The 18,878-nt window shown below is 46.0% G+C and carries 17 protein-coding genes, 1 tRNA gene and 1 pseudogene; 12 read left to right on the top strand and 7 right to left on the bottom strand.

The genetic code is table 11. The annotated features are described in order from the left end of the window. Positions 1-187: 187 nt before the first annotated feature. Complete coding sequence (locus K4039_RS16175) at positions 188-1,102, top strand: TIGR04168 family protein (RefSeq protein ID WP_265236516.1); 915 nt, start codon at positions 188-190, stop codon at positions 1,100-1,102. A gap of 34 nt (positions 1,103-1,136) precedes the next feature. After that, positions 1,137-1,221 (top strand) — tRNA-Ser (locus K4039_RS16170). A 94-nt stretch (positions 1,222-1,315) separates the two neighbouring features. Here K4039_RS16170 and K4039_RS16165 read toward each other — a convergent pair. Together K4039_RS16165 and K4039_RS16160 are read right to left on the bottom strand one after the other, a co-directional pair. Then, on the bottom strand, positions 1,316-1,630 hold the full coding sequence (locus K4039_RS16165) for a translation initiation factor (RefSeq protein WP_265236514.1): 315 nt from the start codon (positions 1,628-1,630) through the stop codon (positions 1,316-1,318). A gap of 101 nt (positions 1,631-1,731) precedes the next feature. Further along, on the bottom strand, positions 1,732-2,235 hold the full coding sequence (locus tag K4039_RS16160) for a hypothetical protein (RefSeq protein ID WP_265236512.1): 504 nt from the start codon (positions 2,233-2,235) through the stop codon (positions 1,732-1,734). A 712-nt stretch (positions 2,236-2,947) separates the two neighbouring features. Between K4039_RS16160 and K4039_RS16155 the strand changes: the two genes are divergently transcribed. The 3 genes from K4039_RS16155 (at position 2,948) to K4039_RS16145 (ending at position 4,695) form a co-directional block, all read left to right on the top strand. Next, a complete protein-coding gene (locus K4039_RS16155) occupies positions 2,948-3,466 on the top strand; it encodes a pentapeptide repeat-containing protein (RefSeq protein ID WP_265236510.1) in 519 nt (172 codons plus the stop codon). Positions 3,467-3,733: 267 nt separating this feature from the next. Continuing rightward, positions 3,734-4,345, top strand: a complete 612-nt coding sequence (locus tag K4039_RS16150; protein WP_265236508.1) for a DNA-3-methyladenine glycosylase — start codon at positions 3,734-3,736, stop codon at positions 4,343-4,345. A gap of 50 nt (positions 4,346-4,395) precedes the next feature. Beyond that, positions 4,396-4,695 (top strand): hypothetical protein, encoded by a 300-nt coding sequence (locus K4039_RS16145; protein WP_265236506.1) that lies wholly within the window; start codon positions 4,396-4,398, stop codon positions 4,693-4,695. 120 nt (positions 4,696-4,815) lie between these two features. Here K4039_RS16145 and K4039_RS16140 read toward each other — a convergent pair whose 3' ends face one another. Then, complete coding sequence (locus tag K4039_RS16140) at positions 4,816-6,312, bottom strand: glycosyl hydrolase family 57 (RefSeq protein ID WP_265236583.1); 1,497 nt, start codon at positions 6,310-6,312, stop codon at positions 4,816-4,818. A gap of 497 nt (positions 6,313-6,809) precedes the next feature. On the opposite strand from K4039_RS16140, the gene glgA reads away from it, so the two are divergent. The 3 genes from glgA to K4039_RS16125 all read left to right on the top strand — a co-directional run bounded on the left by glgA (position 6,810) and on the right by K4039_RS16125 (position 8,932). Then, positions 6,810-8,285 carry a glycogen synthase GlgA gene (gene glgA, locus K4039_RS16135; protein ID WP_265236505.1) on the top strand — a complete coding sequence of 492 codons (1,476 nt, stop codon included), beginning with the start codon at positions 6,810-6,812 and terminating at the stop codon, positions 8,283-8,285. Between the two features lie 145 nt (positions 8,286-8,430). After that, positions 8,431-8,559 (top strand): hypothetical protein, encoded by a 129-nt coding sequence (locus K4039_RS16130; RefSeq protein WP_265236503.1) that lies wholly within the window; start codon positions 8,431-8,433, stop codon positions 8,557-8,559. 1 nt (position 8,560) lies between these two features. After that, positions 8,561-8,932: a DUF4342 domain-containing protein gene (locus K4039_RS16125; RefSeq protein ID WP_265236501.1), complete on the top strand. Its 372-nt coding sequence runs from the start codon at positions 8,561-8,563 to the stop codon at positions 8,930-8,932. A 218-nt stretch (positions 8,933-9,150) separates the two neighbouring features. Here K4039_RS16125 and K4039_RS16120 read toward each other — a convergent pair whose 3' ends face one another. From K4039_RS16120 to K4039_RS16110, 3 genes are all read right to left on the bottom strand, one after another. Continuing rightward, positions 9,151-10,473, bottom strand: coding sequence for a serine hydrolase (locus K4039_RS16120; protein ID WP_265236499.1), 1,323 nt, complete (start codon positions 10,471-10,473; stop codon positions 9,151-9,153). Positions 10,474-10,745: 272 nt separating this feature from the next. After that, a complete protein-coding gene (locus K4039_RS16115; RefSeq protein ID WP_265236497.1) occupies positions 10,746-11,096 on the bottom strand; it encodes a hypothetical protein in 351 nt (116 codons plus the stop codon). Between the two features lie 30 nt (positions 11,097-11,126). Next, complete coding sequence (locus tag K4039_RS16110) at positions 11,127-11,300, bottom strand: hypothetical protein (RefSeq protein ID WP_265236495.1); 174 nt, start codon at positions 11,298-11,300, stop codon at positions 11,127-11,129. 278 nt (positions 11,301-11,578) lie between these two features. On the opposite strand from K4039_RS16110, the gene K4039_RS16105 reads away from it, so the two are divergent. Together K4039_RS16105 and K4039_RS16100 are read left to right on the top strand one after the other, a co-directional pair. Beyond that, on the top strand, positions 11,579-13,444 hold the full coding sequence (locus K4039_RS16105; RefSeq protein ID WP_265236493.1) for an AAA-like domain-containing protein: 1,866 nt from the start codon (positions 11,579-11,581) through the stop codon (positions 13,442-13,444). 301 nt (positions 13,445-13,745) lie between these two features. Next, complete coding sequence (locus K4039_RS16100; protein WP_265236491.1) at positions 13,746-14,348, top strand: Uma2 family endonuclease; 603 nt, start codon at positions 13,746-13,748, stop codon at positions 14,346-14,348. A gap of 56 nt (positions 14,349-14,404) precedes the next feature. Here the strand turns inward: K4039_RS16100 and K4039_RS16095 are convergent, their stop codons facing one another. Continuing rightward, positions 14,405-15,178 (bottom strand): 5-formyltetrahydrofolate cyclo-ligase, encoded by a 774-nt coding sequence (locus K4039_RS16095; RefSeq protein WP_265236490.1) that lies wholly within the window; start codon positions 15,176-15,178, stop codon positions 14,405-14,407. Between the two features lie 199 nt (positions 15,179-15,377). Between K4039_RS16095 and K4039_RS16090 the strand changes: the two genes are divergently transcribed. Together K4039_RS16090 and K4039_RS16085 are read left to right on the top strand one after the other, a co-directional pair. After that, positions 15,378-18,062, top strand: a complete 2,685-nt coding sequence (locus tag K4039_RS16090; protein WP_265236489.1) for an AAA-like domain-containing protein — start codon at positions 15,378-15,380, stop codon at positions 18,060-18,062. A gap of 416 nt (positions 18,063-18,478) precedes the next feature. After that, a pseudogene (locus K4039_RS16085) lies at positions 18,479-18,878 on the top strand (IS4 family transposase); the annotation flags it as partial.

The raw sequence follows: 18,878 nt of genomic DNA, 5'->3' as shown, positions 1-18,878 counted from the left end.
GACTCAAGTGTATTTGAATTATAGTTGAATTCACCAAAAATGGTGGTAAGCGGGTGGTTGGGTTGAATTAATCTAAAATCTAAAATCTAAAATCTAAAAATGGCTGGGGGAGAGTGCAAAAATTGGTCGCTGTTTCTTATGCTGATAATAAGAAGGGGCTAGGGATCGATCGCACATGACAAATCAAATGAATCAGACTAAATCTATCAAAATTGCCGTGGTGGGGGACGTTCACGATCACTGGGAACCAGAAGACGGCGAGGCCCTGAAGCATCTGGGCGTTGATTTGGTGCTGTTTGTGGGGGATTTTGGCAATGAGTCGGTGGAGGTGGTGCGGGCGATCGCATCTTTGGACATTCCGAAAGCCGCAGTGTTTGGGAACCATGATGCTTGGTACACGGCGACGGATTGGGGCCGCAGTCAGTGCCCTTACGATCGCACTCTTGAGAATCGAGTCAAACAGCAGTTAGATTTAATGGGGGAAGCCCACGTCGGTTACGGGAAGCGAGATTTTCCAGAATTGGGCGTAACTGTGGTGGGAAGCCGCCCGTTTACTTGGGGGGGATCGGAGTGGAAGTACGGGGATTTTTACTCGGAGTGGTTTGGGGTAGAAAGTTTTGAGGAGTCTGCCAGACGCATTGCAGGGGCTGCGGCGGATGCTGACTGCGAAAATGTGATTTTTTTGGGTCATACGGGCCCGAAGGGGCTGGGAGAGGCTCCTGAAGACCCCTGCGGGCGAGATTGGAAGCCGTTAGGGGGGGATTGGGGCGACCCGGATTTTGCGGAGGCGATCGATCGAACTCGGAGTTCGGGAAAGCACATACCTCTGGTAACTTTTGGTCATATGCACCACCAACTGCGACACATCAAAAAAGAGTGGCGGAAGTCACTGGTGAGTGCTGAGGGTACGGTGTATTTGAATGCGGCCAGCGTACCGCGAATTGTGGAGAGAGAGTGCTCGAAACTGCGCAATTTCTCGATCGTCCTGCTAGAAAATGGAGCAGTGTCGGAAGTATCTCTGGTGTGGGTAGGGGAAGATTTCGCGGTGGAAAGAGAACAAATTCTTTATCGGCCGACTGGATCTGCAACTACTTGTAGTTAGGGGCAAGTCCTGGTATGATAAAATTTATGCGCCGGGAGAGGTGGCAGAGTGGTCGAATGCGCCTGACTTGAAATCAGGTGAACCGCAAGGTTCCGTGGGTTCAAATCCCACCCTCTCCGTTTTTGAGAACTAGCAAAAAAATTGGCAAAAAAAAACACCCCCGCAGGGGTGATGTTGCTTACCGGGTAATTTTTCTAGCTAAGTCGCTCAAACTCAAACTGTTTCCTCATCAGCCGGGTCGCCGTAGGGGTCTTCGCTGGCCGGACGCACGTTGCCGAACTGTCCGGCATCCGCTACGTTGTCGGCCGGGTCGCCATAGGGGTCTTCGCTGGCCGGACGCACGTTGCCGAACTGTCCGGCACCCGCTACGTTGTCGGCCGGGTCGCCATAGGGGTCTTCGCTGGCCGGACGCACGTTGCCGAACTGTCCGGGATTTTGGCGATCGTCATAATTGGCATCAGGATCGACTTGCTCGTTGTCTGGCCCGACGATCGCATCTTTTAACTTCCGCAAAAATCCATCTACCATGATCAAGTTCCTCTTTATTTATGTGTTGAAAAACTGCTGTTGTAGATTGGGAATTCCAGATTTTATGGAAAATCTCAAATCGGCAATCTAAAATTGTTTGATTACTGTGCCGGAACAGGACTTGTAGCTTCAGGTAAGCTTTTGAGGTCTCGGCCAGTAGTTTGGTTGTTGTACCCCTGGAAATCGCGGTAACGCGCTGCCTCGGACTCTGGAACTTTAATTCCTTCAGGCGGGGGCGTTACCCAGTGAGCGCGATTCTGGGCATCGCGGTAGTAAACGCGACCGTTTTTGGAAAGGTAATATTTTCCCTGCGGCCCCTGTTCTTGCTTGTTTTGGTGCTGGCGGTAGAGGTAGTAAAGGGCTGCTGCTCCTACTAAAGTAATCCCTACTTTTTGAGCATTGTTCAAGCCTTTTTTTGCTTCGGGCGTAGGACTAGGGCCGCGATTAGTTTGCACTGAGCCAGCGCGAGTGTCGTCAACAGGAGGCGGGGGAGTGGAACTTTGCTGGCTAGAACCGCAAGCACTCAAAAACGGAAAGGTCAGCAGCGTTGTCAGCAGCAGAGCCATGAAGCGCGATCTTTTGGGTTCGAGTTTGATTGTGTTCATTGCGGCTCCGAATGGTCGGGATTACAGGTGGGTGTGTTCTGGCGAGGTTGAGGAACCTGAGCTGCTGCCAACCGTTTTGTAAGTAAATGAATTTCTCAAAGCAATTTTGACAAAAGTAGTTGCTGAGAACTTATAACAGCGCAGGTACGGTATTGCATTTCTCTTTAATCATCCTCAAATTTTTCTAAGATTTACTCATGCCAGGGATATAAATAAAGTTTCTGTTATTTCAGTCCGCAGGTATATGTAAATGCGCGCTCTCTGGTAAAAATAAATTCCGTTTGTGGGTAGACGGCTGAAAGCGAAGTGAAGCAGGCGGACGGGGCGAGTCCGAAACCGAAAGCAGCACTGGCGAGGGAGAGAAGGCGGGATTTAATTACCAGAAAGAATTGGTTTAAAGCCGGAACCCTTTGAGGGATAAATTAAAAGAAGACTATTCATTGCTTCCATCCTCTTCCTTCCAGGTAGAGGTAGCTGTCCCAGGTCAACCATTCGGCTTGCTTCGGCTCCCTTCGACTACGCTCAGGGCAAGACGCTCAGCACAAGTCGCGAGCGGGCGAGCTGTCAACTGTCAACTGTCAACTGTCAACTGAAGCTTCCCTGCTTGTCTCAGATGCAGGCAATTTTTTTGTGGAAATTCTGGAGATGTCGATCGCACTCCTGTATTAATAATTAACCGCAAGAGAAAGCCGCCGGAGCTTTTCGGATATTTATGAAATTAAAAAATTTAGTTACTGTTGGATTGTCGATCGCCCTTTTATTAGCTGCCACCAAATATATACCAGATTTAAACCAGCAAAACCAAGTCAAGCAATTGCTAGAGACAAAACAGTGTCCCGAATGCAATCTCAGCAATGTCAACTTGAAGGGAATGGACTTACAAGGATTTAACTTGCAAGGAGCCAACCTCGAAGGTGCCAACTTATCAGGAGCAAAATTGGCCAATGCCAACCTCAAAAATGCCAACTTGAACAAAGCCAACCTGACTGGTTCTGATTTAGGCTGTAGTGGCATAAGTTTCAATCTTGATACCAATGGTCAAGCAGCAAATATGGATTTCAAGGTAAGTGCCGTTCCCGAAAAAAATAACCCAGAAAATGCAGTAGTTGGTTTCAACATAAAATCAACAGATCGAGGAGCCACAATGCGTTTCAACCTGCCGGGATGCGCCGAATTTGAGAATGCTAAAATGCAGGAAACTAAAATGCCCGATGGCAACATTCACCCTTAATTTGTTAACTTTTTCTCTTTCTTTTCTCTTTCTCTGTGTCCTCTGTGGTCTCTGCGGTTCATTCAAAAAAAAACCGCAGCCTGAATAACAGGCTGCGGTTTTTTTAAGCAACTAATTGCCAGCTAAAATTAGTGAGCAGAACCGTTACCGTGATACTTGTCGCTGTCGTAGAATCCGTTTTTTGTGCCGAAGAACAGACAGCAAACGGTGAAAACTGCCGTCAAGACTGCTAAAACTAACTTAACGTCCATAATTTACTGTCTCCTATTGAGTGCAAATACTCAGATTGTAGAATCTTTTTGGCTGGCGCGGCCATCTACCACCGTAGCGCCTGATTTGCTGGGCTGTACTCTGGTGCGGCAGTTTCCCGACGGCGAGACGATTCGGGGAATGATTGTTGAAACCGAAGCTTACGGGCCGGGAGATCCCGCTTGTCACGCTTACCAGCGGCGCACTCCTCGCAATCAGGCGATGTTCGGGCCTGCCGGTATGAGCTACGTTTACTTAATCTACGGGATGTATCACTGTTTTAACGTGGTGACGGATGCAGAGGGGGTTGCTAGCGGTGTGCTGATTCGAGCTTTGCAGCTAGATGCGTTTCCCAAAGCGTTCGCTGGAATTCCTCAGAAGAAGCAGTTGCGCCTCGCTGCGGGGCCTGGGAAGCTGTGTAAGGTACTGGAGATCGATCGAACTTTCAGCGGTTTACCCTTGGATGGAGGCCAACCGCTGCGGTTGGAACACCGGAGCGAGGACTTTCGTGCCGCTGTCGAGGAAGGTACAATAAATCTGGTGCAAACTACGCGGATCGGGATTACTAAAGGGATTGATTTGCCTTGGCGGTGGTATTTGGGGAACTGTACGGCCGTGTCACAACTCTAGTAATCTCAAAGGTGTCAGTGTAAATTTGGTAGTTTAAACTTAGTGAAATTATGGCTTACTCTTCTGAAAACCCGATCGTACAACTCAAAAAATGCCTGACACTCGCTCAGGATGTTGGGAGTCACGCCGAAGCTCACCGAGCTTTCGAGCAATTGTGCGGGATTATAGATGCTGAAAATCCGATGGCGGCGCAACTTTTAGAGATGTTGTGGGAAGACGCAATTCTGGCGAGGCGTTCAGCTTTATTTTGGCAGCAAATGAGCGAGGTTGAGAAAGATATGGCTAATAGAATGATGGAAAATATGACGCAGATGAGACAAAATTATTTGCGATTGATGCAGGAAATGTAGGATTTGGGTAATTGGTAATTGGTAATTGCCGGACTTTGCCAACAGGTGTAAGGTGCGTCAGCCCAGAGATTTGACACCGATCAAATAGTTGGTTTCTGACGCACCCTACCATAAATTTTGTTACTGCATTAAAGCAGCGCCGCGGTTGTAAAGTTCGCGGGCGTAATCAGTCCAAGTTCCCTGTCCCCAATACCGGAAACAGCTTGTTTGTAACAGCAAGTTGTAAAGCAAAGCTTGCTGGTATTCAAACTGCTTGGTAACAGTAGCATCTTGCTGCACCAGCGGATCATATTTTTTGTGAAATGCTGCGCTGAGTTGATTCATCGGTTCTAAGACATTTTCGTAGCCTTTCACCCAACTCAAATCGTTAGTCCAAGAGGCACCATCCATGTGAAAATTGTGGTCTGTTTGCTTGATTTGGGCGATCGCACTTTCGACTTTTTCCGGTGTTGCAGTATCTGGATCGACTAGCTGCCAAATTTTGTGCTGGTTGATTCCTTGACAAACAGGATAATCATCAGGATTAACACCAGCAGCTTCAATTATCTCCAAATATTCAGTCCCATTTAAACCAACAACACCCGATTTTCCGCCGCCATTTTCCCGGTTTTCGTGCCAAGCTTTGACAAAAGCGCTGGGAAATTCATTCATCATCACGCCGCCATTTTCGCCGTCAGCAATTTGAGTCACCAAAGAAGGAACTGTGACATTGCCAATTTGCTGTTTATTACGTCCTTTTGCTTCGTAGTAAGGCTGCATTTGACCAACCAATTTTGTATCAGAACCTTGGGTTTTAATCAAAGCCGTAATGCTAATTGTTTCGCCGCGAGAATTGCGCGCCATCAAACGGTTGGGAATATATTTTTGGTCTTGCGACAATCCCGAACCGTCGGGATTTTCTACAGAATGTTCCTGCACCATCAGCCAGCGATAGCCGCATTCTTTCAAAGCTTTGATGTATTCGTAAAGTGTGTCTGGGTGATTGGGAAAGTGCATTTCTGGGGGCGAAAAACCTTTAACCCGCTTCAAAGCATCCAAGCCAAAAATTGCCGCAAAATGATGTTGCCATGCTTGAATTTGAAGTTTGATGTCGGGAATGGGAGTTGAGGGAATGACGGCATGACTCCACATTGTCCCCAGCCATTCTACATAAGGTTGGTATTCAGGTTCGCAGGTAATCCGCTTGAGATTGTTGAGGACATCATCGCGTCCCATTTGACGCAATCCCCACAATAAATTGCCCGAATAATCGAGCATAATTCGCGGGTTGCAGCCTTCGGCAATCAGTTGGGGAATGAATTCTCCCATGCGGGAATAGCACCAAGCAAATACTCCGGCGTTGTGGTTGTCTCCTTGGTTGGGATTTTCAAACATATTCTGCAAATTGCAGATAAGTTCGCCGTTTGCACCTGCTGGAATTGTGGGTTGGTGCATATGCAGGGCGCAGGCAAATCCGGCTTGAATGTTTTCCAGGCGCAGATTTGTTGTAGGTAAAAAGACTGGTTCGTTGCTGTTGGCTGCGGCACTGATTTCTGCTTCGGAACCGCAAATGTTGGGCAATCCTGAGTTGATTTCTTCTAAAACTGGTGGGTTTGGGGATGGTGCGATCGCAGACATAAGTTTTTCTCGCATAATTGTGGAGCGGCATTGTCTGCTATTCCTAAGATAGCTAGATAATTTAACATTAGCAGAGTCGCCGTACAAAAGGTCGGAAGCAATGCTATTTCATTTGTGAATTAGATTGATTTTTTAGCTAACTGCTTGCATGGCGCAGAGGAAGTGAAGACAGATAAAGAGAGTAGTTGTAGAAGGTTACAGGGAATTGTGCGATCGATATTTGCAACAAGATGATACAGCGAGTTGCCTCTTTCCTCAGCAGCAGAAGGCGCTGTGCGCGTTTCTACCTGTATTTGAAGCAGCAGGGACACGAGAGTGCCGTGTCCGTACCTATATTTTAAGCAACAGCCCGATCGCCCGAATCGACCTCAACTTGCGATCGTCGGCGCGTATTTTTCCTGTATTCCCAATGGCCGGCTTGCTTATCTGCCGAGAAATCATATACTTTGTCAAGTTAAGAAAATATTTTTGGATTCATCTAGGAGTAAGCAAAAAAAATGTACATCGTACAAATTGCCTCAGAATGCGCCCCCGTCATCAAAGCAGGGGGTTTGGGGGACGTAGTTTACGGTTTGAGTCGGGAGTTGCAGAATTCCGGCCATGCTGTCGAGATTATTCTGCCCAAATACGACTGCATGAGGTATGACCACATTTGGGGGCTTCACGATGCCTATCGAGATCTGGCGGTGCCCTGGTACGGTGGCGAAATCTTATGTGATGTCTACTGCGGCTGGGTGCACGAGGTTTTGTGTTTTTTCATCGAACCTCGATCGCAAGATAACTTTTTTAACCGCGGCTGTTATTACGGTTGCAATGATGACAATATGCGGTTTGCATTTTTTAGCAAAGCTGCTTTGGAATTTTTGCTCAGAAGCAACAAGCGCCCGGATGTGATTCACTGTCACGATTGGCAAACTGGTTTGGTTCCAGTCATGCTGTTTGAAATTTATAAATACAATTGGATGGAAAATCAGCGAGTCTGCTATACCATTCACAATTTCAAACATCAAGGTATGGGCGGTAGCGACGTTTTGCAAGCAACGGGTTTGAATCGAGATGATTATTATTTTCAGTACGATCGCCTGCAAGACAATTTTAACCCTTTTGCCATCAATTTTATGAAAGGTGGCATTGTGTACTCGAACTTTGTGACGACGGTTTCGCCGCACCACGCTTGGGAAGCTCACGTCGGCGAGTTCGGCTACGGTTTGGGCCACACTTTGCATATATATCAAGACAAGTTTCGCGGGGTGCTCAACGGCATCGATTATGATGTATGGAATCCTGAGAGCGATCGCTATATTCCGCAGCACTACACTGACAAGGATCTGGCAGGAAAAGCCAAAACTAAACAAGCTTTGCGCGATCGGCTTTTATTGCGCGATGCTGACAAGCCTATGATTACCTTTATCGGTCGTTTGGACGATCAAAAAGGCGTTCACCTCCTCCACCACGCCATTTATTATTCTCTGAGTAAAGGCGCGCAATTCGTGCTTTTGGGTTCGGCGACGGAAGCGGGAATTAACGATCATTTCCAGCACGAAAAACAGTTTTTAAATGATAATCCAGACTGCCATTTAGAACTAGGTTTTAATGAGGAACTGTCGCACTTAATTTACGCGGGTGCGGATATGATCGTGGTGCCGAGCAATTACGAACCCTGCGGGCTGACTCAGATGATCGGGTTGAGGTACGGTACAGTGCCTGTGGTGCGGGGTGTGGGCGGTTTGGTGAATACGGTGTTCGATCGCGATTACGGCACCAGCCACCCCCCCGAAGAGCGCAACGGTTACGTATTTTACCAAAGTGACTACTACGCTTTAGAGTCGGTGCTCGATCGGGCGATCGGATTGTGGTATGACTACCATGATGACTTTGAAAAACTCATGATTCAAGGTATGAATTGCGATAATTCGTGGAAATATCCAGCTAAAGACTATGTGGAAATTTACGAGCTAATTAGACATAAATAAGGCGGAATTAGTCAGTAGTCATTTGTCATTAGTCATTGGTCATTAGTCATTGGTCAACTGTCAACTGTCAACGGGTTGTTTCAAAAACAGCCTCTCTACCTTTAGGAATAGATAAACCCGCCCAGCTATAGCCAGAGATAATGTTTTGAGTAAAAATGTGGGGGTGGAAAGTACGATGCAGATTGTAGGGTTTTCTTGCCTGTCGTTGCGAAGTGCGATCGCAGAAGATAGGAGTATAGAAATTAAACGGCTGGTGTTCGCCCGCCCTACATAAAATGAACTCACAACTAGAACAACAAGTAACAATCCTGCAAGACGAAACAGCAGCGGCCGGAAATTCAGACAACCCAACAGTTGAAACACCTTTATTTGCCTCAGAGTTCGTAACAGAGGAAAAAGTTAGAGTCGAAGAATTTAAGATTAGCGCCGACAGTTTAATTGGTAAAGTCAAAGAACTAATTCAGCAAGGAAAACTGCGCCGCCTCGTCATCAAAAACTCAGAAGGGCGGACTTTGGCAGACATTCCGCTGATGGCGGGATTGGTAGGCGGCGTTGCAGGGAGTGTAATCTTTCCAATAGCTGCTGCACTTGGGGCAGTTGGGGCAGTTGTGGCTCATTTGACTGTAGCTATCGAGCGGAAAGAGTAGTAATTAGTCCGCAGTGATTAAGTCATTCAATAATCTAATTTTTCATTACAAGCGAAAAGAAGCAATCCCAGAGTCTGAGATTGCTTCTTTTCGCTTGTAATGGCATTACTCTCGTTACCAGGTTCTGCGAAAGTAACGCATATCTAGAGGCTCTGTCTCGCTGTTTCTCGTCTCAGTTTACCGGAGGCAGAGCCTGGAAACGAGAAATATGCAACAGCTTAATTCGATGCTTTCACCCCAGGCTGGTCTAAATAATTGTAAACAATCCGCGAAATTCGACGCACAAAATCTCTGACAATCGGGTCATTGTAAGGACGTTTTACAAAAATTGCTGCTAAATAACGCTTGCCATTCGGCATATCAATAATCCCCGCATCGCCAACTACAAAACCGATATCTCCGGTTTTGTCAGCAATCACTGCTCCCGCCCCCAAACCAGAAGGCAACAACGTTCTAGTTGTGGTGCGCCGCAGTAATTCTAAAGCTTGTTCTCGACTAGATTCAGAGACTAATTTATCGCGAGATAGCATGGATAACAATTTTACCATATCGACAGAACTTGTGGTATTTGTTCCTTGAAAATCGCCGAGCCAATTGCGAATTCTGGTGTCAGTTAATCCCCAAGTGCGAAAACGCTCGTTGACTTTAGCAATTCCGCCCAAACGTTCAATAATCATGTTGGTGGCTGTATTGTCGCTGATGGTAATCATTTTATCTACGGTTTCTCTGATGCTAAACCGAGTGCCATCTGGTTCGTCTTGCATAGTTCCAGAGCCGCTGGCTACTAAGTCTGACTTCATAACTAATGTTTCGTTGAGGCTAATTTTGCCTGCGTCTACATCTTGATAAAATGCAATTAGGATTGGTAATTTGATTGTACTCGCTGCTGGAAATACTCGATCGCCTTTTATGTCCAAATAGTCTCCGGTGTCTAAATCCAGAAAGAACATTCCGGCGCTGAGGGATTTGTATTGTGCGATCGCACTTTCGACTTGCGGCTTGATCGCGCTCATTTCCGAACCCGCCCGCATCGCCAAATCAGCGGCATAGTTTCTTGGACTTGCTGAAGCAACAGTTAGGGGAACTTGACCAGATTTTTGTTCTACTTGGGTAATAGCTGCTGGTGGAAAAGACTCGTTTGCTGCTATTTGTTCGGGATTCGGTAACTGAAACGACCAGCGAGTGGCAGATTCTCTAATTACTCGGACTTTTTGCGGGTCTAATTTATAACCGGGAGTTAATTCTATTACTAATCTGGTAGTTTCGCTATCAAATTGCCCGACTCTAATTTCTTGAATAGCTGAGTTGTAGCTTTGAGGACTTTCGGGATATTCTAAGACTATTCCGGGCAAGTCAATTACTAAGCGGGTGGGATTGGCGATTAGTTTAACTTGCGGCTGGACTCCTGAATCGGTGGTTAAGTTGAGTTGATTTTGGCTGGCGTCGAAGTGCCAGGATGTTAGTGTATCAGCTTTTGCAGGTAGGGCGATCGACAAAACACTAATTAAAGTTGGCAACAGCCATCGCAGTTTTGGAGTCATATGTGAGGAGTAAGAGTTTAACGGCTGCGACAAGGTGGCTGAAACAACGTTTTCAACCGCTTTCGAGGCGAACCACCTAGCATCATACAGTTAACTCTTGCCCGCACCCGTAATTTTTATTATTTTCTTTGAGAATATTCGGTTTCCGGGAATTATATCGCATCCGGTTATATTAAACCTTTTTATTCTAGTCTCGCGTAGATCGGAAAGTTCATTCAGTCGGGAATTATCTTCGCATAATTATTGTTTCCTCGACGCGAATTGTATTTGTTTTAGATAGCAAATTCTAATTGTCTGATCGCCAGATTTCTCGCATCTTCGATCGAGTCGATCGCACTTTTGGCAAAAACTTGGCTTTTGGCGACAAATCGGCGATCGCTGAAATGGTCGTAAGCTTCCCAATTACCGCTAACTTCGCGATCGTGCCACAGAAACCAGCCGCGGTAGATTTCCCCGCTATCAATATCATCGCACAGAACCAGCCAATCATCACCCGTGAGAGCGTTGCCATCTAGGGCTACCAATTCAACCCAAGCAAGGGCTGTGCAGGCATCGATCGCATCAGCATCAACTAAGTCAGATTTGGTGGCGGTAGCTGTGGGCGAGTAAAGTGTAGACTTCATAATTTCTCCTTGATTAAAGTAACAAATTTCCTATTTATGGAACTGACTAGGTAATGCAACTGGAAAAACTGTGTTTTGATGAACTTCGGGTTGGTCAAATTTACCAGCGGCCGATGCTTCGGTTAAATTGTTAAGTGTATTAATTGTGAAAATCGCTGCGGTTCCTAAAGCTGCCATTGCGAGTCTGTGTAAGATTTTACTCATGGTGATGCTCCTTTTTGGCTTGATGTATCTACTCTAAAAAAAATCAGTGCTTACTCGCAGGGGAGATTGGGGAGTTAAGAAAAGTTTTTTATTTTCAAATATATTCAAAGGTTGAAGCCGTTATCAGGACAGAGTTTGAGGAGATCGATCGCCCAAAACCCCGGGCGTAGTAAAATTCCTTAAATTCCGGCTGGCTGACTATCTCCCTTAAAATCGCTTAAGATAGGCACTTAAGGCGTTAAACCTCCTAAATTCCTTCCCCTTTCAGTGCAACCGAAGTGCTCAAGTCAAAACGCGATCGCGGTCGAATTCTCACAGCCCCGGGCTTAAAGAAGCTCAACGAGGCGCTCCAAGAATGGTCTGACCGATATAACATTAGAGGTACTCTGACGGAAATCGAGGCAGAGTCGGGCGTTGGCGCAGATACAGTCAGTAAAATTAAGCAGGGTAGAGAAGGTGCGGATTTAAGTAAACTGCGGCAGTTGTTTGCGGCGTTTGAGCTGACTCTGACGAATGGCGACCATCGATCGGCTAAACTAGACGATGCCGGAGATGTCGGCGAGTCGGACAATTTGCCCGCAGCGGAAGATACAGCCAGCAGCAGAAGTGTTAAAGTATTTGTGAGTTATCGCAGCGCTGAACCCGATCGCGAGTTGGGAAAACAGTTGGAAATGGCGTTAAGTGCGATCGGGCATACAGTCTTCACAGCAGAAAATAACATTAGATTGGGAGATAATTGGTTCGATCGCATTAACTTCTTCCTCAAAGAATGCGATTATTTGCTGTTGCTACTGCCACCAACAGTCAGCCAAAGCGAAATACTAACATATCAAGTTCAGCAAGCAAAAGAACTGCAAGATTCCCGTCCTGACAAAAAACCGATAATTCTCCCGATCCGCGTCGGTTTCCCGCTAAACGCGCCTTTAAACCACGACTTGCGGGGCTATCTGTACCGCATCAAACAAAGGGAATGGAAAACCACCGCCGACACTCCAATTATTATCGAAGAAGTGCTAAATTTGCTAGCAGAAACTCCCGCACCAGTCCCAGAAGAAGCGGAAGACTTAACGCCAAACCAAGTATTAGAAATTAGCAGCGACGAAATACCCCAACCAGTCGCCGAACCGGAATTACCGGGAGGACAAGTCGATGTTGCTTCTCAATTTTATGTAGAACGCCAGCCCATCGAAGAACGCTGCTATCAAACTATTGTACAGCCCAGCGCTTTAATTAGAATCAAAGCCCCCAGACAAATGGGAAAAACTTCCTTGATGGCAAAAATTTTGCATCACGGAAGCCTTCAAGGTTATTGCACGGTGCCGCTAACTTTTCAGTTAGTAGATAAAGCGGTATTCGCCAACTTAGATAAATTCTTAAAATGGTTCTGTGCTTATGTCGGGCGCGAGTTGCACTTACCAAATCAATTAGACGATTATTGGGACGAGATTTTTGGCAGCAAAGTCAACTGCAAAGATTACTTTGAAAAATATATTTTGCCGCAAATCGACAGTCCTTTAATTTTAGGATTAGACGAGATCGATCGCGTTTTCCAATATCCAGATATTGCCGAAGACTTTTTAGGACTGTTGCGGGCGTGGCACGAAGAATCAAAACGGCGCGATATCTGGAAAAAACTGCGCTTAATTGTAGTTCACTCCACCGAAGTTTACATCCCGATGAACATCAATCAATCGCCTTTCAACGTCGGACTACCCGTGGATTTGCCCGAATTCAACCATCAGCAAATTCAAGATTTAGCAGCGCGCCACAATTTGCATTGGTCAGATGCCGAAGTTGAGCAACTGACGGCAATGGTCGGCGGTCATCCGTATTTAGTGCGAGTTGCATTATATCACATTTCGCGATCGGATTTGACCCTTGATGAATTAAAAGAAACTGCTACCAGCGATGCGGGAATTTATAGCGACCACCTGCGCCGCCAACTGTGGAATTTAGAAGAATATCCAGAGTTAGCGGAGGGAATGAGAGAGATTGCAGCGGCGGACATTCCTGTTCAATTAAAGTCGATGCAGGCGTTTAAATTGGATAGTTTGGGGTTGGTGAAGTTGCAGGGAAATGAGTGTGTTCCGAGGTGTGAATTGTATCGGCAATATTTTCGATCGCACTTGAGCGCGATCGGGTAAGTTCGATCGCTCTGTTATCATATAATTCCAGATATTGTAGGGGCGGGTTCACCGAAAATAATGGCCTAAAACTGACAATTTCATAAACCAGCCCCCACCAAACGACAAATCACAATCTACCTCTTTTTAGATTAAAACAGCCCATGAACGATATTTTTTTGATAACTTCCGATAATTGGCTAGACTGGATAGCGGTGTTTGGCTATCTCGGTTTGACTGTTTTTATTATGTGGCGCATTATGGCTGCAAAGTAGCTGTTAAGATAGAGGTATAATCAGAAAGTAATCAACTCCCGCAGACTATGATGTCGCCTGTTGAAAGTGTCGCAGCAATCCCGAACGATTTGATTTTGCGCTTGAGCGTCGAGCAGTATCATGCTATGATTCAAGCTGGCATTTTGGCGGATGACGATCCAGTAGAACTGCTAGAGGGATGGCTTGTTTTCAAAATGCCCAAAAATCCGCCCCATCGAGTAGCAACTCGCCTTGTTAGAACAGCTTTAGAGAATATTTTACCTCCCGGATGGTATGTTGATTCTCAGGAACCGATTACGCTGCAAAATAGTGAACCCGAACCGGATATAGTGGTGGTTCGAGGCGATACGCGACAATATCTCGATCGCCATCCGGGCGCTGAAGATGTTGCTATTGTGATCGAAGTATCGGATACTACGCTTGGGCGCGATCGCACTATCAAGAAACGGACTTATGCCCGCGCGGGAATTCCGGTTTATTGGATTGTCAATCTGGTGGAAGGACAGGTTGAGGTGTACGATCGACCTTTGGGAGATTCCGAACAACCGGATTACGGGCAAATGTTGATTTACGGGCGATCGGCTGTTATACCGATTATTATTGAAGGGATAGAAATTGGGGCGATCGCTGTAGATGCTCTTTTGCCTTAATTTTGATGGAATTTTACAAATGAACATTACATGGGGAGGGCTGATTTTGCACTCATCTACTGGCTTTTCTCATAAATCCTAAGCTGAACCCGCCCCTGCAATTTGCGTAAAATAGGAATATTTTCTAACTGTTCCGATCGCAATTCTTCCCAATTTAACCCAATTGGACGCGGATACATTGTATTAGTTTCAATTACCTCCTCGGAAGTTACAATCCAGTTGAGCGCCCAATCGTGAGGCTGCATTGGCAAACGCGAATCTGCGACAATTTGCAAAGGATGCACTGTTGTGACAATCGGAGTATCATTTTTAACTAATCCAAATTCCGCCAGCATCGCCAGTTCCAAATCCGCAAATCCTGCTCCTTTCCCCGTGCGTCCACCGTGGCGCCCCGCGGCTACGCAACCGACTATTGCTAAGTCAATTGGCTGCATTTCTGCAAAACTCACTAATCGGCCGCAGGTGACTGCTTTGCGGGCGATCGCAGCTTCGGCTAGGGGGATATTGCGATTGTGCAAGTTTTCGGCGGTTAACTCGACAAAACAGCGATCGTCTGTCAAGCGCGGTACAGCCATATACAAGCGTTTTCCATCTTGCAAAGCGCGCAATCGCACGGGATTTTGCGGTGAATCTGGGTTGCACTTGATCGATTTTGCCTGTTCCCAAATTGGTAAATTTGTAAGTCTTTCCGCCGCCTTTTGGGTGCCGACAAAATTGGGGATGTGGCCGAATGGATCGTGAATTGATGCGTTATTTTGTTTCAGAGATGACCAAATTTCCGATCTTAATTGGTCTTTGTCGTGATGGCGGCCGCTCCACTCAGTATTCATACCTATAAATTGGTTGATTTTTTGAGTTTATTGTACAATGAAAGAAGACTGGGCGGTTGAAACCGTGTCTATACAAACCAAACTCGCCTCCGCGGGTTGAAGAACGTTTCATGGTTTTTTCTTGAGTCCGCGGAGGCGGACTTCGTTTTTGTAGACGCGGTTTCAACCGCCGTCTTATCTTTATGTAAAAAAATATGTAATGAGCACAAATCCCAAACCATCATACTATCAAGTAGGCGGCAGTCTCACCAATAACTCTCCGAATTATGTGAAGCGTCAAGCAGATGACGATTTTTATAATGGATTGAAAGGGGGGGAATTTTGCTATGTTTTGAATTCCCGACAAATGGGCAAATCTAGCTTGCAGGTGCGGACAATTCAACGGCTGAGAGATGAAGGAATTGCTTGTGCTGCGATCGACATTTCGGAAATTGGCAACCGCAGCGTGACTCCCGAACAGTGGTATGCTGGGTTACTCCGCATTCTGGAAAATAACTTTAATCTGTCGGATGTTGTCAACGTGCGGACTTGGTGGCGCGATCGCAATTTTTTAACTCCGGTTCAAAGATTGAGCGAATTTATCGAAACCATACTGTTAGCCAACATTTCCAGCAATATTGTCATCTTTATCGACGAAATCGACAGCATTCTCGCCCTGGATTTTCCCGCAGACGATTTTTTAGCCTTAATTCGATCGTGCTACAACAAGCGCGCCAATAACTCAGAATTTGATCGCCTGACGTGGGCTCTGTTGGGCGTAGCATCCCCGACGGATTTGTGCCGCGACAAGAATCTCAGCAGCAACACGCCTTTTAATATCGGTAAGGCGATCGAATTAACTGGTTTTGACGAAACAGAAGCCCAACCCCTAGCAGCGGGTTTGGCAGAGCTGACAGACAGCCCTCAGGAAGTTTTGAGAGAGGTTTTGTATTGGACGGGCGGCCAGCCATTCCTGACTCAAAAGCTGTGTAAACTTCTCTTTGAAAATGCCGGATTAATCCAAAATCCCAAAGAGTGGGTTGAGAAAGTAGTACGCTTGAAGATTGTGGAAAATTGGGAATCTCAGGATGTGCCCGAACATTTGTCCACAATTCGCGATCGGCTTTTTAGAGAAAATCAGCGAATTATCAGAAGACTCGGATTATATCAACAAATTTTACAGCAAATTGAAATCGTCCCCGATGGTAGTGCGGAACAAATGGAATTGCGATTAAGTGGATTAATCGTCAAACACCGGGAAAAACTCACAAGTTCTAATCCTATTTATCAAGCTGTATTTAACCAAGACTTAATCGCCCAAAAATTAGAAAAACTCTCGCCTTATTCGGAAGCAATCAAATTCTGGCTGAATTCTAACTCTCAAGATGATTCGCAATTGTTGCGAGGGGAAGATTTGCAGTCAGCATTGGTTTGGGCGGCAGATAAAAGTTTGAGAAACGAAGATTTTCAGTTTTTGACAGCTAGCCAAAAAGTGATTTTGAGCGACCAAAATCAACTGCTGCTGGCAGCTACACTCGAAACTAAAAAAGCTGTGAGTGATGCAGCAAAAGCCTTAACGGAAGCTAACGCAGCCAAGCGAAAAGCCAAACAGTGGATAGGAATTGGTTCGGCGGTACTGGCCGGATCGTTGATTGGGGCGATCGGCTTTTCAACTCTCGCTTACCAGCGGTTTAAACTCGCACAAGCAAGTATTGAGATCGAACAAAATGGCAGCGATGCTTTACTATTGGCGGTATCTCAAAAGACCGAAAACACCCAAGCTTTATCAGAAGCTTTGCTAAGGGCGATCGCCTCCGGGGAAAAATTAAAAACCCTGGTTAATAATAAACCAAATTTAGAACAATATCCAGCTACAAGGCCGCTGCTAGCATTACAAATAATTCTCGATAAAATCAGCAAAAAACAGCAAATAAAAGCATCATCATTTCCGCAAGTGGTGAAGTGGCAAGCTCATGTAGGTGCAGTTACCAGCGTCAGTTTTAGCCCTGACAGACAAATTTTAGCAACCGCAGGTATAGACGATAGAGTTCGGATTTGGAACTTTTCCGGGTCTAAAATTGCTGAATGGAAAGCTTTGCAGCAGTCAGTTAATATAGTAAGCTTTAGCCCGGATGGCAAGTTTTTAGCAACGGCAGGAAAGGACGGCACAGTTAAATTTTGGAACTTATCAGGGGAAAATATTTCTAGTTTTCAAGCACTTGAAGGCTCAGTTACCAGCATCAGTTTTAGTTCCGACGATAAATTTTTAGCAGCGGCAGGAATAGACAGCAGTGCTGCAATTTGGCCGCTATCAAAACAGCCAAAAGTAATATCATCTACTGTAAAACTTCCCGGTCATAACGGCTTAGTTAGAAGCGTAAATTTCAGCCCTAACGGAGAGTTTCTCACGACTTTAGACGGCAAATCTACAGTGCGGATTTGGAATGTGTCAGGACAACTAAAAAAAACACTGCCGGTGCAGGCAATCGGTATCAGCTTCAGTCCTGCTCAACAGCAGTATCGCTTTGCTACAGTAACATTGAACGGCAAAGTCGGGCTGTGGAACCTGTCAGAAAAACAATTAATTAATGAATTTCAAACCTTGCATTTTGATGCCAAATCAATTAGTTTTAGTCCAGACGGAGAAAGGCTGGCTACTGTGGGAATTGACAAGACGGTGCGGCTGTGGAATTTAGCGGGGCGACAGGTTGCTCAATTTGAGTTTGAGGAGAATGTTGTTAGTGTGGGTTGGAGTCGAGACGGCAAGCAAATTGCTGTAGCTGGAAGCAACGGCACTGTCTGGCTGAGACAGGTTGAAGGGTTGGAAGAATTGCTGAAGCAAAGCTGTAATTTTCTGGGCAGTAAACCGGAGTATGTTAGAAGGATTTCAACTATCTGTAAGTAAGAAATACGGACACGGCAATGCCGTTTCCCTACCAGTGGTTTTTTTACCATGTTTGTAGGGTGTGCACTGCGCACCGGTTGAGTTTGTCGCCCACCGGAGAACCCCGATTTTGCTCGTTACCAAGCAAAGCGCCAGGGAATCGGTTAAACCAATTAAACTGCGCCGGTGCGCATTGCGCACCTAGCCCTGTCAAGGTGTGTGCTGAGCTTGGTCTGGAAGTCCTGTCAGTAGGTTAGTCTGGATGGTGTATTCGGAAGAACACTTGCGCAGACTGGGAATAGGATAAGCGAGGAAAAAGTTGATGCCGGAAACAATATTTGACAGATTTGTCCAAAAAACTCCCATCACCCTCATGGTGCGAGGTGTAATGGAGCGTATATTGGCGAGAGAGCAAATGGACATCATCTTTGAGAAAAATGCTCTCTCGCCAATATATGCGGGAGTTATTGTTCTCCAATCTCGTAGATATGATGAGCCTGGTAATTTGTGGCATTCATCCTTCCGTCCATGCTGCATACAAAGCAAATGCTACTAAACTCAATGTGAGTCGCACGGCTATTTATAACAAACTGTTGGGAATGGAAGTGGGAGTCAGCGCAGCACTGTTGAGAGAGACATCGGCAGAGATGGCAACTTTAATGGAACTGATTGGAGCCGTTCCTAATCCCATATTATCAGGTTATCCAGTTAGAATCATTGATGGTAATTGTTTGGCACCGACTAATCATCGCCTGAAAGTTCTGAGACCACGTGCAGCAGCAGCATTACCCGGAAAATCTCTAGTTGTGCTCGACCCTGATTTAAGATTAGCAATTA

Origin of the sequence: Lyngbya sp. CCAP 1446/10, assembly GCF_026130175.1 — a bacterium.
In the GTDB taxonomy this organism is placed as follows: Bacteria; Cyanobacteriota; Cyanobacteriia; order Cyanobacteriales; family Microcoleaceae; genus Microcoleus.
The sequence above is the reverse complement of the archived record's forward strand: the minus strand, read 5'-3'. Positions and strand labels throughout refer to the sequence as shown.

What these genes read in the sequence shown, in the direction of transcription:
- K4039_RS16175 (WP_265236516.1), top strand. Translation starts at nt 188, where the DNA reads ATGAATCAGACTAAATCTATCAAAATTGCCGTGGTGGGGGACGTTCAC.
- K4039_RS16165 (WP_265236514.1), bottom strand. Translation starts at nt 1,630, where the DNA reads ATGGTAGATGGATTTTTGCGGAAGTTAAAAGATGCGATCGTCGGGCCA.
- K4039_RS16160 (WP_265236512.1), bottom strand. Translation starts at nt 2,235, where the DNA reads ATGAACACAATCAAACTCGAACCCAAAAGATCGCGCTTCATGGCTCTG.
- K4039_RS16155 (WP_265236510.1), top strand. Translation starts at nt 2,948, where the DNA reads ATGAAATTAAAAAATTTAGTTACTGTTGGATTGTCGATCGCCCTTTTA.
- K4039_RS16145 (WP_265236506.1), top strand. Translation starts at nt 4,396, where the DNA reads ATGGCTTACTCTTCTGAAAACCCGATCGTACAACTCAAAAAATGCCTG.
- K4039_RS16140 (WP_265236583.1), bottom strand. Translation starts at nt 6,312, where the DNA reads ATGTCTGCGATCGCACCATCCCCAAACCCACCAGTTTTAGAAGAAATC.
- glgA (WP_265236505.1), top strand. Translation starts at nt 6,810, where the DNA reads ATGTACATCGTACAAATTGCCTCAGAATGCGCCCCCGTCATCAAAGCA.
- K4039_RS16125 (WP_265236501.1), top strand. Translation starts at nt 8,561, where the DNA reads ATGAACTCACAACTAGAACAACAAGTAACAATCCTGCAAGACGAAACA.
- K4039_RS16120 (WP_265236499.1), bottom strand. Translation starts at nt 10,473, where the DNA reads ATGACTCCAAAACTGCGATGGCTGTTGCCAACTTTAATTAGTGTTTTG.
- K4039_RS16115 (WP_265236497.1), bottom strand. Translation starts at nt 11,096, where the DNA reads ATGAAGTCTACACTTTACTCGCCCACAGCTACCGCCACCAAATCTGAC.
- K4039_RS16110 (WP_265236495.1), bottom strand. Translation starts at nt 11,300, where the DNA reads ATGAGTAAAATCTTACACAGACTCGCAATGGCAGCTTTAGGAACCGCA.
- K4039_RS16100 (WP_265236491.1), top strand. Translation starts at nt 13,746, where the DNA reads ATGATGTCGCCTGTTGAAAGTGTCGCAGCAATCCCGAACGATTTGATT.
- K4039_RS16095 (WP_265236490.1), bottom strand. Translation starts at nt 15,178, where the DNA reads ATGAATACTGAGTGGAGCGGCCGCCATCACGACAAAGACCAATTAAGA.
- K4039_RS16090 (WP_265236489.1), top strand. Translation starts at nt 15,378, where the DNA reads ATGAGCACAAATCCCAAACCATCATACTATCAAGTAGGCGGCAGTCTC.